This window comes from Rossellomorea sp. YZS02 (assembly GCF_033963925.1).
Taxonomy (GTDB): domain Bacteria; phylum Bacillota; class Bacilli; order Bacillales; family Bacillaceae_B; genus Rossellomorea.
The window spans coordinates 88,863-102,670 of record NZ_JAXBLY010000005.1; the positions used below are offsets into that span (position 1 = coordinate 88,863).

Sequence of the window (13,808 nt, forward strand, 5' to 3'; positions counted from 1 at the left end):
CAACAGGGGTGATCAATGTGAATATATTTTTAACGGGATCGACAGGTTTTCTTGGTGGAAAGCTGATTAAGAACCTTTTACAAAATCACAGGAATGAAGTGTATATATTAGTAAGGAATGTTGGGAAGGCCGAGAGATTAAGAGATTCATTTCCAGAAAAAGATCAAAGGAGAATTCATATTTTTCAAGGGGATATCACGGTTCCACATGCCGGACTGAGCATGGATGATCTGGAATGGTTAAAGGATAAGATTGATGCCGTTTATCATCTGGCAGCCCTTGTGAAATTTGATCAAGATCTGCGTGATGAATTATTTGCCGCAAATTACGATGGGACGAAGCACATACTGGAACTTGCAGCACGTCTTCAAGTGAAAAAATTCTATTATGTGAGTACGGCTTACACGGTAGGGAAGTTATCCGAAGGTGTGGAGGAGCTTTATCCTCAAGACGGAAGGTTTAACAATCCATACGAAGAGAGTAAAGTGAAATCCGAGCATCTTGTGTTTTCATACCGGGACAAAATGGACGTATCCATCTTCCGTCCGGCCATCATTGTGGGAGATTCGAAAACCGGTGAAGCCGATTCGCAGTTTACCCTGTATGGTTTTATGCGTGCTCTCGCCGTTTTCAAGCGGAAGACTGCGAGACGAAAAGGGGAAGAGCGTACGTACAGGCTGGTAGCCGCCAAGAACGGTACATCCAATCTCGTACCGGTGGACTATGTAGCAGACATTTTAAGCCTGGCTCCTGACAAAGCACAGCCGGACAAGATCTATAATATAACTAACCCGAATCCACCTGAAAACATTGAACTGCTCAACATGTTGAAGGATGCCCTTGAATTTCAAAATTTATCTGTAGTTGAGAATATTGGAGCATATGAATTGGATGAAGAAGAAGTAAAGCTTAACAGCTTGATTGATGTGTTTAAAATATACCTGGCTGGCGCATTAACATTTGATGACCGGAATACCCAAGAGCTGATCGAAGGGACGGATGTATCTCATCTGGAGATGTCGGAAGAGACGATCGAGATGATCATTCGTGAAGGATATGGAGAGAATAGTGGGAAACTAACGGTATAATTGAAGAAAACCCAAAAGGATTATCCTTTTGGGTTTTCTTATTATAATGCGGTCACCATCCCACCGTCCACCACAAGGGATTGTCCCGTTAAATAGGTGTTGGCGTCAGAGACTAAGAACGCTATCACTTTGGCAAACTCATCGGGCTCACCATAGCGTCCTATAGGAATCGCTTTTTCGCTCATACTCTTTAACTCTTCCGAGGATATATTGCGCTTTTCAGCGTTTAACTGATCCAGCTCTGCGACCCGATCTGTTGCGATTCTTCCAGGACCGACCGTGTTGATGAGGATCTGATCCTGTGCGAGTTCCCTTGATAAGCTCTTAGACAATCCAACCATTCCTGTCCTGAAGGTGTTGGATAGAATCAGGCCGTCGATGGATTGCTTTGTGGATGAAGAAGCGATATTCACGATTCGTCCACCATTCACCTTTTTCATATGAGGGATTACCTCTCTGATCGTTCGGATATAACTGAGCAGGTTCAATTCGAAGGCATATTGCCAGTCGTCATCATCAAATTCCTGGAATCCTCCTGCTGGTGGACCGCCGGTATTATTGACGAGAATGTCAACACCACCTAGTTTCGTAACTGCTGTTTCAACGAGTGATCGGATTTCTTCAGGTTTCGTCATGTCGCAAGTCATGTAATGTATATGCTGATTATCTGACAGTTTCATGATTTCACTTGCTGCCTTCTGAAGCTCGTCTTCATTTCGACTGGAAATAAGCACGCGTGCACCTTCTTTTGCCAGCTCAAGTGCCGTTGCTTTTCCTAAACCTTTACTTGATGCGGTCACAATCACTGCTTTATCTTTTAAACCGAAATCCATTCATATCCACCTCATTTAATGGTTTATATTAATCTCTTTACTTATCGTTTTACCCTTTCCCTGGTAGTTCCAAAACAGTACGAAAACAAACACGGTGAACCCGATGATATCTGTGATCCAGCCAGGGTAAATCAGGAGAAAAGCGGCAATCGTGCTGATGAGTCTCAGGCTGACAGGGAATTCCTTCTTGAAATAGCCCTCAATGGATACAGATAAAAGAAATACGCCGATGACAGAGGTGATGGTGAGAGTGATGATGCTTGTAACCGTAGCATCCACCATCAACATCTCATGGGAAAACACGAACATAAACGGAACGATGAATCCAGCTATGGCGAGCCTCATCGCCTGGAATCCCGTCTTCGTCGGATCACCGCCGCTGATTCCTGCCCCGGCAAAGGCTGCCAATGCGACAGGCGGTGTGATATTCGCAAAGATTCCAAAATAGAATACAAACATATGAGCCACAAACACAGCCGTTTCCGTCGATCCTGCCAGTTCACGGAACAGTGGCAATTGTAATAGAATCGGAGCTGCCATGGTGCTTGTAATGATATAGGTTGGTATACTTGGTAGTCCCATTCCCAACACGATAGACGTTACCATCGTCAGAAGTAAAGTAATCACCAGCTGAAGAAGCGGACTGTCGATCATTTCACCAATACCAACAATGCTGTTTGCTAACTCAAGAGCAACGCCCGTAAGAGAAGCCACCCCTACCACAATCCCCACGGCACCGCAGGCAACGGCAACAGGGATTGTCGTTTTGGCCCCTTCTTCCAATGCCTGTACACAATCCTTCAAGCCGATTTCTTCGGCTTCCAGATTCTTCGTTTTTCTAAACAGGTTGATGACTAATGGGATCACAATGACCAACAGCAGTTCCCACCAGCTGCTTTTCAGTGGGGGAATCCCATCTCCTGATAAAAGCCCATTCACCTGCGGTTGAAAAACAAAGAATACGCCTAAGAGAGTGAATAGAGCCAGAACCTGCTTCGATCCGGAAATGATGATCGTAGCTAAAATCGACCAGAAGGCAGCGTAGAATGGTGTTTTTCCTGAGAATAATAAGTAAAGGAGAATCACCATCGGGATAATCAGATGTCCCCGTTCAGCGAGCACTGCCTTCACGGATGGAAGTTCTGATTTCGGTACTCCGTGTAATCCGCGCTTGGAAGCTCTAAAGTGCACCTGTAGCAGAATGCCGATGTAGAAAAGCAGGGCAGGGATAATCCCTGCCAAGATCACCTTGGTATAAGGGATATTAAGATTCTCAGCCATAATAAAGGCCGCTGCACCCATGATCGGAGGAAGAATTTGTCCACCGACACTTGCTGCTGATTCGACCGCGCCTGCAAACTCTTTCTTATATCCGATTTTCTTCATCAATGGGATGGTGAAGGCACCGGTCGTCACGACATTGGCAACGGCCGACCCGTTAATGGAACCAAGGAATCCACTGGCAATGACCGCCACTTTGGCGGGACCGCCCTTTGTATGACCGGCAACAGCCAGAGCCAAATCATTAAATAATTTCCCCATTCCGGAGCGGCTCAGGAATGCTCCAAATAAGATGAATAGAATGATGTAGCTTGCAGACACGCCGATCGCTGTACCAAGAATTCCTTCTGTAATATAGACCAGCTGGGAAATCATTTTCTTCGTTACAGTCAAAGTGATCTGTGAATTCAATTCCGGATAAATGGACAGCTTCACGTAGAGTCCGTAAATTAAGAATCCCACGGCCAGCAGGGTTAAACCCCAACCAGTCACACGTCTTGTCAATTCGAGAAGAAGAATGATGACAAGGATTCCGACATAGAAATCCATATCATTGATTTGTCCGCCTGTCCGGATGATCCGTTCGGCGCTGAATAACATATAAATGCTAACAAATAACGATAATCCGCTGAATATATAATCATAGAAAGGAACAGACTGATCTTTCTTTTTACTCACCATAGGGTAGAGGATAAAGCCGATCGCCATCAGTCCATATAAGTGAATACTTCGCTGCTTCACATCAACCAGGGCTCCAGCGTAGGACGTATATAAATGAAAGAGGGCAATCCCGGCTGCTAGTACTAACAGGAAGAGAGCGATCACCTTCGGAACCTTGCTCCTCGTATTCCCCTCCCGGTCCAACTCTTCCACCGATGTATTCTTCTGATTTTTCATTATGAGTCACCTCGCTTAATCTTTAACCATCATAGATAACACTTTATACAGAGGGACGGACCTCACCGATAATTCGTAGGACACTTGAGGATCAAGGGCAATGGTCTCTCCGTTCATTAGGATGCGATGATTTGTTTCCTTACCTGTTTGAAAGCGTAGTGAGCTTCCGATCACTTGATGGATGCCTGTCATATAGACCCAGCCATCTTTTATATATGTATCTTCTCCTGCGTGATCAGGGACGCCGGCTCCGAACGTTTTGAACCGGGTTGAAGTCAATAGAATGGTTTTATCTTGAATATGAAAGAATTCTTCCCAATCTTCTTTTTCAACAGAATGGGTCCAGCGTATGGAAACGTCTTTCTCTTCTAAAAACGGCTGAACGATTTTTATTTTATTTTCATAGGATAAGAGCAATGTATTCATTGGGACAAAGGCGGAAAGAGAGAGAAGGATAATCATAACCAGTATTCTTTTTTTCATAGATAGAAAGAAGAGGGCACCAGGATTGATGCCCTTTTTCGATTATTCCAGTAACCCTTTTTCTTCATAAAACTTCTTTGCCCCTGGGTGAAGAGGCGCGATGAGGCCCTTCGCCATTTCGTCCCGGTTCACTTCCTTAAGCGGTGCAACTGCTACAGCGTCTGTTCCTAAGTAGTCATAATACCGCTTCGTTAAGTCATACACCGTGTCTTCACTTAGATCCTTAGAAACAATCAGCATGTTCTGGATACCAACGGTTTCAACTTTCTTATCGAGGTTGTATTTCGCTTTGTCACCGGATTCGATTGTGAACGTTTTATAAAATGGGTATTTCTCCATTAGTTTATCAGCGAGATCTCCATTGATTTCAACAAACGACACATCGTTTTGCTGCATAAGATCGGTGATATTACTATTCGGTACTCCTGATGTAAAGAAAGCAGCATCCAACGTTCCATTCTTCATTTCCTGAACAGAATCCGCGTAGCCCGTATGAGTCACTTTCTCCAGGTCGTCATACGTTAAACCGGCAGCTTCCAACACCTTTTTAGCGCTCTGTTCCACACCCGATCCAACCTGTCCGACGCCTACTTTCTTACCTTTTAAATCTTCAATGCTCTTAATTCCGCTATCAGACATCGCCACAACCTGCACGACGTTTTGATACATACCTGCAATCGCCTGGACATCGACCTTGTTCCCTTCGAATTGTCCTTTTCCTTCCACTGCATCATACGCCACATCACTCATTACGATCGCCATTTGGTTTAACCCGTCGGTGATGTTTTGGATGTTGGCAACAGAAGCACCTGTCGATTCCACTGTCACGTTTCCGATTGAATCACTTTCTTCAAAAATCGGCTTTAATGATCCGCCGATTGCATAATAAGCTCCTGATGTACCACCTGTACCAAATACGATGGATTGACTGGATGAATCACTGCCACTTCCGGATTCTCCTCCGCTTGCGTCGTCGCTTCCGCAGGCAGCCAGCAAGAGTGAGACAAGGGCTATGATTGAAATCCATTTGAATTTTTTCATCGTTTCGTCCTCCTTTTTATTACCTATTTAGAATGGTAACGCTTTCAATTAAATATTAGAATATTTAGAACATAAAGGACATTTTGGTCTTTTTGGTCTTTGTTTGGACAAAAAAAGATGAGGCAAAAACGGCCTCATCCTTTCTCTTTCCACTGATAACGATTGACGGGTCTTCCAATACTGCCATACTCGATAACCATTTGAACCTGGTCCGATTTAAGCAGGTAATCTAAGTATCTCCGGGCAGTGACGCGGGCAATCCCGATTCCTTCCGCCGTTTCTTCTGCTGAAAGGGGGAGAGATTGTCCAGAGAGAAACTGAACGATTTGTTCAAGGGTTTGCTGGTTCAATCCTTTTGGTAAGTCTACTATTTGTTTGTCAGTTTTTGCAGGGGAGGGACCTCCTTGCAGTCGATCAATTTCCTCCTGGCCAATCGTACCGTCCCCCATCATGTGTTGTTTAAAAGATTGATATTTTTTAAGTGCCTGTTTTAACCGCTCAAACTTGAAAGGCTTGATGATGTAATCAACTACTCCCAGCCTCATCATCGTCCGGATAGTCTCTTTATCCTGTGCGGCCGATATCACAATCACATCCACGTCTGTGTCTTGCTTTCTAAAGGCTTGTAAGGTTTCTAGACCATTTTGTTTCGGCATGAAATTGTCCAGGAGAATAAGGTCCGGTTGGAAAGAGGCTACCTTCTCAGCACCCTCTTGGCCGTTTCCTGCAATGGCGCAGACTGCAAAGCCCGGTACCCGTTCGATAAACATCCGATTGACCTCCTGAACCATCGGATCATCTTCTATAAGCAGTACGTTAATCAGTTTCTTCATGAGTCTTCCCTCCGTTCATGGGAAAAGTAAGTTGGAAAAGCGTTCCTTCATGCGGTGTTGATTCTACGTTGATTTGGCCATTCGCTTTCTCAACGATGCTGTGAATTAAATAAAGTCCGATTCCCGACCCGTCCTTTCCTTTGGTCGTATACCCTTTCTGGAATAACTGTGGAATCTGTTCGTTTGACATTCCGATGCCATTATCCTCAATCTCGAGATGAAACGTATCCCGCTCTTCTTTTAGATAGAGATGAATGAACTTTGATTCATCACTCATCTTCTTTAAAGCATAGAAACTATTTTCAATGAAGTTTCCAAGTAGAATCACCAAATCATGTTCATCCAACAGAGGAGGGGGAGAGGAAAGATAGCTATCGGGATCAATCTTCACCTCGATTCCCATTTCTTTTCCACGCATGATCTTGCCAAGGAGCAAACCTTTCAACCGGTCAAGCTTGATTCGCTGGGCCAGAAAAGCAGAGAGGTCGTCCTTTTCCTGAGAAGACTGAAAGATATATTCGAGTGCTTTCTCATTTTTTTCCAGTTGAATCAGTCCGGCAACAGTATGTAATGTATTCTGGTGTTCATGAGTTTGAACCCTTAATGCCTCAATGAATTCTTTCACCCCGGTCAGTTCTTCCGCAAGCGTCGTCATTTCTGTTCGGTCCTGGAACACGGCGACAGCTCCTACGATCTGTTCGTTTACCAAAATAGGAACCCTGGAGCTTAATACAATCTTGTTCCCTAATTTCATTTCTTCACGATAAATAGGATCTTTTGCTGTCATGATTTCAGGCAATTTAGAAGAAGGCAGGATCTCCTGAATGGGTTTTCCGGTTAGATGCCCGTTTACCTGTACAATGTCTTTGGCCTTTTCGTTAAACACGGTGATTCTTTGTTGATTATCGATGGCGATGATTCCTTCATTCATCGCTTGAAATGTTGCCGTCCGTTCCACCAGGAGCTTTCCAATTTCATGGGGTTCAAGCTGAAAGGTATCTTTCTTGATTTGTCTTGCTAACAACCATGAACCCATCATCCCAAATAAAAGAGTGATCGCCCCTATGATCATCAGTTCATTTTGTAGATTCCTCATAATATCAAGGGTAGAAGGGAGAAGAATTCCGACGACTACGACACCGATTTGCTTGTGATCGGCGTTCATAACAGGTACAAACCCTCTCACCGCCATGCCGAGCTCGCCTTTAGCTGTTGAAACATAACTGTGCTCGGCGAAAGCCGGGCCCTCATCTTTCCCGGCCGATATCGTCCCAAGCTGCTCATCGGAGGGGTGGGAGTACCGAATGCGATTCATATTGAGCACAACGATATAGTCTGATCCATTGACGGTTCTGATGTTCTCGACCATCGGTTGAATGACCTTCCAGCCCTGTGACTCTTCCAGATGAATTTGAACGGTAGGGAGATTCGCCACAGTCCTGGCGGTAATTAGTGCCTGGTTTCCTAATTCCTCTTTCTTCATCTCGATTGCTTTTCCAACAAAAATAATGAATCCGATGATAAGGGCAAATAAGACAACCCCGAAGGATAAAATCGTCATTTTCCAGCGAATAGGCATGTGTTTTCGGTTCATTCTGAATATTCCTTCCTCTTTGTTCAAAGTTATTGTACCATTTTTAATAGAATCTGAAAGAGGAGGATTCAGCTTGTGAGGACCTTTTTATTTATAGGTTTCTTTATATTGACAGGGATTGTGACTGCCTATGTGGTTGGATTTCAAAGCCGTGATGGGTTCTCCGCTGAATATGACGATGATCAAGAAAAAATGAGGGGTCAAATCGTCATCAAGGTGAGTCATGTCGTGTCGGAAAACACACCTAAAGGAAAAGCGGTAAGGCGCTTTAAAGCTCTTGTAGAAGAGAGTACAAAGGGAAAAGTAAAGGTGGAGATCTACCCGAACGGATCTCTTTATTCAGATATTAGTGAATGGGATGCCCTTAAGAATAATAATGTGCAAATGATCATCCCGGCTACATCCAAAGTATCTTACTATGTACCTGAGTTTGGATTATTTGATTTACCCTTTGCCTTTAAGAGTTATGATCAAGTTCAACAAGCATTTGAAGGGGAGATAGGGAAACTATTACTAGAGAAAGTAGAAGAACGTGAAGGCGTGAAGGGTGTTACCTTCTGGTATAACGGTTTTAAACAAATTACGAATAATAAGCGTCCTTTAATCACCCCCGCAGATTTCAATCGACTACATTTTCGCACAATGCCGGGTGAAGTCATTAAAGATCAATACCAAACCATGGGGGCAGCGGTAAGTGATCTCCCATTTAATAAAACGTATGAGAATCTTGAGGTTGGTTTTATTGACGGACAGGAGAATACGATCACTAATATTTACTCTAAAAAGCTTTATGACCATCAATCGTATCTTACGGTCAGCAATCATTCCTATCTTGGATACGTGGTGTTGATGAACGAAGAGTTTTGGGATGGGTTACCTGAGGAGTACCAGGAAGAAATAGACAGTGCGATGGTACAAACAACAGACTGGATCCGCAGACATTCCATTGAAATGAATGATAGTCAAATGAGGGAGATAAAGCGAAATACCGATTTGGATGTTCATATTCTGTTGAATGGAGAGAAAGAAGAGTGGAAAGAGAAGCTGGCACCTTTGTATGAGAAGTATGAGGATGTATTTGGGGAGGAATTGATGAGAAAGTTGAGAGAAATCAACGGAAGCACAGGACAATAGAGTTTTTGAATCCCACGTTTATCCCTGTACACTTTTAAAACGTAGAATTTGGAAATATTACCTCCTTCATCACTAGAAAAAATCATCGCCAACAGATACGGTTTTGCTTCTATATATGGTAATATAAGAAAATGTAAAGACAGTAAATCAACGCACCACATTACATAGAGTTAGGAGAATGATCAATGAGTAAAACACTAATTTTCGGCCACAAAAATCCTGACACGGATACGATTACATCTGCACTGGTATATGCTGATTTGAAAACGAAGATCGGCATGGACGTCGAGCCTGTACGTTTAGGTGAAGTGAACGGCGAAACGCAATATGCCCTTGATTATTTCAACGTAGAGGCCCCTCGTTTAGTAGAAAAGGTTGCCGGTGAAACCGATACGGTCATCCTAGTTGATCACAACGAGCGTCAGCAAAGTGCTGAGGACATCGAGGAAGTCCGCGTTCTTGAAGTCATCGATCACCACCGTATCGCGAACTTTGAAACCGCAGATCCCCTGTACTACCGCGCTGAGCCGGTTGGCTGTACGGCAACGATCTTAAACAAGATCTACAAAGAAAAAGGCGTGGAAGTGACGAAGGAAATGGCTGGATTGATGCTTTCAGCAATTATCTCGGATTCCCTTCTATTTAAATCTCCTACGTGCACAGACGAAGACGTAGCGGCAGCAAAAGAACTGGCTGAAATCGCAGGAGTCGATCCGGAAGTGTACGGCTTGGAAATGCTGAAAGCCGGCGCGAACATGAGCACGAAATCAGTCGCTGAACTTGTGACTCTAGATGCGAAAGAATTCTCGATGGGTACCGCGAAAGTGGAAGTAGCTCAAATCAACGTTGTCGATACGAATGATGTATTCGGTCGCCAGGCGGAAGTGGAAGCTGCTATGGAAACGATGATTAAGGAAAAAGGACTGGACCTGTTCCTTCTTGTTGTCACGGACATCCTGGAAAACGACTCTACGGCACTTGCTCTTGGTAGCAAAGCAGGAGAGGTTGAAAAAGCATTTAATGTAACGCTCGAAAATAACACGGCGCTATTAAAAGGCGTGGTATCCCGTAAGAAGCAGATCGTACCTGTGTTGACGGATGCGATGAAATAATATGGTGAAAGAAGTAGCCTTAGGCTGCTTTTTTTTTTGAATAAAAGAGGGTAATAAGTCCTGCCTTTTGTGATAATATGTAATTTGTATAATTATTCCATAGGGAGGCTTCTTCTAATGAGCTATCTTTTATTACTATTCATAGTGATGGTGATTCTTGCTTCATCCCCATCATTTAAAGGAAAGATTGGAGAAAGAAAAGTGAAGTACTACCTCAGTAAACTGAACCCGGATCGTTATGTTGTTTTACACGATGTTTTGCTCCCTTCGCAAAATGGTAAAACCACTCAGATTGATCATGTGGTTCTTTCAGGAGCCGGAATCTTTGTGATCGAAACAAAAAATTATCAAGGCTGGATATACGGGAGCGAAAGAAGTAAAAAGTGGACCCAGGTCATTTATAAGCGTAAGCAATCCTTTCATAATCCGCTTCACCAAAACTATGGCCATATTAAGGCCATTGAAAATTTGATTGGCAGTCAAATTCAACCTCCTTATTATTCAGTGATTGCCTTCGATCCCAGGTCCACTATTAAAAAAATGGATATCACTTCCCCTCAATCTTTCGTTATCCATTCCAATCAACTGGTAGAACTTATTGAGAAGCATGATGAGTCAGTCCTTAGCCGCTTTCAAATAAAGGGAATCTCTGAACGGCTGAAGTCAAGGATGATAGTAGAAAATAAAGCAGCCAAAGCACATATTAAACAAGTCAGGGTAGATCAACAAGAAAAGAAGCGAATAGTGAATTCAGGTGTTTGCCCTAAGTGTGGAAATTCATTGGTGACCCGAAACCGTAAAGATGGGACAGGAACATTTAAAGGGTGCAGTAACTTTCCGAATTGTCGGTTTATAGCTTAATGATATGATAGATATTTGATGAGAGAGGGGAGACATCATGAATTTCAAAAAAAATCCACCTTATGAATCAAAGGTCCGTCCCTCATAATTTCGTTTAATTCACATATATTGCTCATCTGCTCATAAAGATAGGAGTAGATGAGTTTATTTGAGGTGGGGAGATATGAGGAAGAGGAGGAGTCCGGTTCCTTTTTTGCTTTTGGGGATAGGTGTGATGTTCACATTGATTTTTCTATTTATAAATGTAGGAGATAGGCACTCGAATAATCCCGAACAAGTAATGAAAGATTTTTATGATTTTGAGAAAATGGGTGATTTTGGTAGTTCGTGGGATCTATTTCATTCTGAGATGAAGAAAAAGTTTAGTAAATCTACTTATATCCAGACCAAGAATCATGTGTTCATGGGGCATATGGGTGTGGACACCTTTAAGGTGGAAATCGAAGAGATAACCGATCAAAAAGAATTCAAATTCAGTAAAGATGGACCAACTTTTAAAAATGTAAAAAAAGGTAAAGTAGCGATGAAATACGACAGTCAATTTGGAAAATTGACCATTTATCAGACATGCTATACTGTACAGGAAGAGGGGGAGTGGAAAATCCTTTGGGATTATCAATTCTGACATCTTGTCGTCATTTCAAAGAATATACCTCGTCTTCATTTGATAACAAAAAAAAGAGCACTTCTCACTAGGAAAAGTGCCGTCCAAAGGTATTGTAATTTGTCGTTACATTTATTAAAACATAGTTCTAAAATATATGTATTTAGACTCTCGCATTGAATAGGCATTAATATGATGAGAAAACAGTTGAATAATCCATTATTCTAGTAAAATATAAATATGTTAATATTTTTATTTCGATCTTATTTAATGACAGGGGTTTCTACATCTTTCACCCAGTCCATAATAAAGGGTTCTTGATGAGAATTAATATTTAAGGGAAGGTCTTGCTTTGAAATGAATGAAAGTTCGCTGCTTTCAATGTTTTTCTGCAATAGTCCCTTATATTCGGTGGCAAGGAAAATGATTTGAACACTGTATACTCTATCTCCATTTGGGTATGTCGCGAACCCTTTACTACCTGAGTAAATTCTGAATAGCTTAAGATTGGTGATCTCTAAGTTTGTTTCTTCGTACACTTCCCTTTTGACGGTCTCTTCAAAGAATTCTCCAATTTCCATTATTCCACCCGGTATCCCCCATAAACCATCAGGAAATCTTCTTTGAAGAAGAAGTTTTCCTTCTTTATCTTGTATAAATGCCCCGCATCCCACTGTTAAAAGGGTATCATTTCCGATTTTTTCACGCATACTCTTTATATAATCATTCATAGATACTCTCCTCTCTTATAGTATGAATGGATCGAATATCCATAATATTACTTATTATAGAAAAATATAAATAAGATTGGCAAATTGATATACTATACATAACCAAAAAAAGAGCACCTCCCTGGAATGGGAAATGCTATCAAAAGGTATTGTAATTTGTCGTTACATGTATTAAATCATATTCCTGCAAGTTATGTATTGATGGTCTCAGGGCACTATTAGGTGTTAATAAAGCTGTAGGAGGAATTCCTTTAAGATTCCTAAAATAATATAAATATATTAATATTTCGAAAAGACATACCGCCTGAAGACTTTGAATGTGTGGTGAAAAGATGGATTATTCCATAGTTGGGAATAAGATAAAAGAATTAAGAAAAGCCATAGGATTAACCCAAGGTGAATTAGCGGATGGTGTGTGTACCCAGGCCCTCATCAGCCGAATAGAAAAAGGAGATGTATATCCTAGTGCGACATCGCTTTATCAAATATCCAAAAAGCTTGGGGTGGACATAAATTTCTTCTTCGAGATTGCTACGATTCCACGATTAGATTATGTAAAAGAAGTGGAAAGACAATTATGGAAGCTAAGAAGAGCGAGGCAGTTTGAGGAAATGATTGAAATAGTCAAGGTGGAAGAGAGAAATCAAGTATTTATCTCTCATCCATACAACTTCCAGCTTCTTCTCTGGCATAAGGGCATTTACCAATTCGAAGTTGAAAATGATAGTATAACTTCGTTAGAAACCTTACAATCCGCCTTTACCCTCACTCGGAATCTGAAAAAAGCATTATCGGAGAGGGAGATGGAAATTCAATTAACGATAGGTGCCATCCAATTTAAAGAAAATAATCTAGCAGAAGCATTAGAATGCTATCATAAAGTTGAAAATTCCCTAAGGCTAGAAGGGGAAGTTCATAACAAATCGATTAAAACCAGATTATTGTACAATATGGCAAGAGTATTTTCACGGCAATCAAGATTTGAAGAATCCATCGAATGCTGCCAAGAAGGGATACGGTGGTGTATCGATACGGAGAATTTACATTTGCTGGCGGAGTTGCATTATCATATCGGTTACAATTATGAACTTCAAAACAATTTCGTTATGGCTTTGTCTCATATAGAGAAGGCACTCTTGATTTTTGAAATGAAGGAAGATAAAAAATATTATCATTTCCTAAATGAAAAGAGAAACGTATACATAAATAAATTATCGGAATAGAGAGAAGTGGATGGGGCGATGGAGTAGGCGGTGAAACGAGAATAATCGCCATTTCATTTCTTTTGGGTTGAATAAATATCAGTTACACTGAAC

General features: G+C 41.9%; 13 protein-coding genes. 6 read left to right on the top strand and 7 right to left on the bottom strand.

What is annotated here, in order from left to right:
- The first annotated feature begins 17 nt into the window (after window positions 1-17).
- On the top strand, window positions 18-1,088 hold the full coding sequence (locus tag SLH55_RS06725) for an SDR family oxidoreductase (RefSeq protein WP_320322991.1): 1,071 nt from the start codon (window positions 18-20) through the stop codon (window positions 1,086-1,088).
- Window positions 1,089-1,129: 41 nt separating this feature from the next.
- Here SLH55_RS06725 and SLH55_RS06730 read toward each other — a convergent pair whose 3' ends face one another.
- From SLH55_RS06730 to SLH55_RS06755, 6 genes are all read right to left on the bottom strand, one after another.
- On the bottom strand, window positions 1,130-1,921 hold the full coding sequence (locus SLH55_RS06730; protein ID WP_320322992.1) for an SDR family oxidoreductase: 792 nt from the start codon (window positions 1,919-1,921) through the stop codon (window positions 1,130-1,132).
- Between the two features lie 15 nt (window positions 1,922-1,936).
- Complete coding sequence (locus SLH55_RS06735; RefSeq protein ID WP_320322993.1) at window positions 1,937-4,099, bottom strand: TRAP transporter permease; 2,163 nt, start codon at window positions 4,097-4,099, stop codon at window positions 1,937-1,939.
- A 15-nt stretch (window positions 4,100-4,114) separates the two neighbouring features.
- Window positions 4,115-4,561 carry a DUF1850 domain-containing protein gene (locus tag SLH55_RS06740; RefSeq protein ID WP_320322994.1) on the bottom strand — a complete coding sequence of 149 codons (447 nt, stop codon included), beginning with the start codon at window positions 4,559-4,561 and terminating at the stop codon, window positions 4,115-4,117.
- Window positions 4,562-4,624: 63 nt separating this feature from the next.
- Entirely contained in the window at window positions 4,625-5,623 is a 999-nt protein-coding gene (locus SLH55_RS06745; RefSeq protein WP_320322995.1) for a TAXI family TRAP transporter solute-binding subunit, read from the bottom strand.
- A 134-nt stretch (window positions 5,624-5,757) separates the two neighbouring features.
- A complete protein-coding gene (locus SLH55_RS06750) occupies window positions 5,758-6,456 on the bottom strand; it encodes a response regulator (RefSeq protein ID WP_320322996.1) in 699 nt (232 codons plus the stop codon).
- The gene (locus SLH55_RS06755; RefSeq protein WP_320322997.1) at window positions 6,440-8,050 is read right to left on the bottom strand and encodes a sensor histidine kinase; all 1,611 of its coding nucleotides are present in this window, start codon (window positions 8,048-8,050) and stop codon (window positions 6,440-6,442) included. The genes SLH55_RS06750 and SLH55_RS06755 overlap by 17 nt, the downstream gene beginning before the upstream one ends.
- A gap of 75 nt (window positions 8,051-8,125) precedes the next feature.
- Here SLH55_RS06755 and SLH55_RS06760 point away from each other — a divergent pair, with 75 nt between their 5' ends.
- From SLH55_RS06760 to SLH55_RS06775, 4 genes are all read left to right on the top strand, one after another.
- Window positions 8,126-9,184: a DctP family TRAP transporter solute-binding subunit gene (locus SLH55_RS06760; protein ID WP_320322998.1), complete on the top strand. Its 1,059-nt coding sequence runs from the start codon at window positions 8,126-8,128 to the stop codon at window positions 9,182-9,184.
- 185 nt (window positions 9,185-9,369) lie between these two features.
- On the top strand, window positions 9,370-10,296 hold the full coding sequence (locus tag SLH55_RS06765) for a manganese-dependent inorganic pyrophosphatase (protein ID WP_320322999.1): 927 nt from the start codon (window positions 9,370-9,372) through the stop codon (window positions 10,294-10,296).
- A gap of 117 nt (window positions 10,297-10,413) precedes the next feature.
- Window positions 10,414-11,157 carry an NERD domain-containing protein gene (locus tag SLH55_RS06770; RefSeq protein WP_320323000.1) on the top strand — a complete coding sequence of 248 codons (744 nt, stop codon included), beginning with the start codon at window positions 10,414-10,416 and terminating at the stop codon, window positions 11,155-11,157.
- Window positions 11,158-11,371: 214 nt separating this feature from the next.
- Window positions 11,372-11,782 carry a hypothetical protein gene (locus tag SLH55_RS06775; RefSeq protein WP_320323001.1) on the top strand — a complete coding sequence of 137 codons (411 nt, stop codon included), beginning with the start codon at window positions 11,372-11,374 and terminating at the stop codon, window positions 11,780-11,782.
- 242 nt (window positions 11,783-12,024) lie between these two features.
- Here the strand turns inward: SLH55_RS06775 and SLH55_RS06780 are convergent, their stop codons facing one another.
- Window positions 12,025-12,492 carry an NUDIX hydrolase gene (locus SLH55_RS06780; protein ID WP_320323002.1) on the bottom strand — a complete coding sequence of 156 codons (468 nt, stop codon included), beginning with the start codon at window positions 12,490-12,492 and terminating at the stop codon, window positions 12,025-12,027.
- A gap of 332 nt (window positions 12,493-12,824) precedes the next feature.
- Between SLH55_RS06780 and SLH55_RS06785 the strand changes: the two genes are divergently transcribed.
- A complete protein-coding gene (locus SLH55_RS06785) occupies window positions 12,825-13,715 on the top strand; it encodes a helix-turn-helix domain-containing protein (protein ID WP_320323003.1) in 891 nt (296 codons plus the stop codon).
- Window positions 13,716-13,808 lie beyond the last annotated feature (93 nt).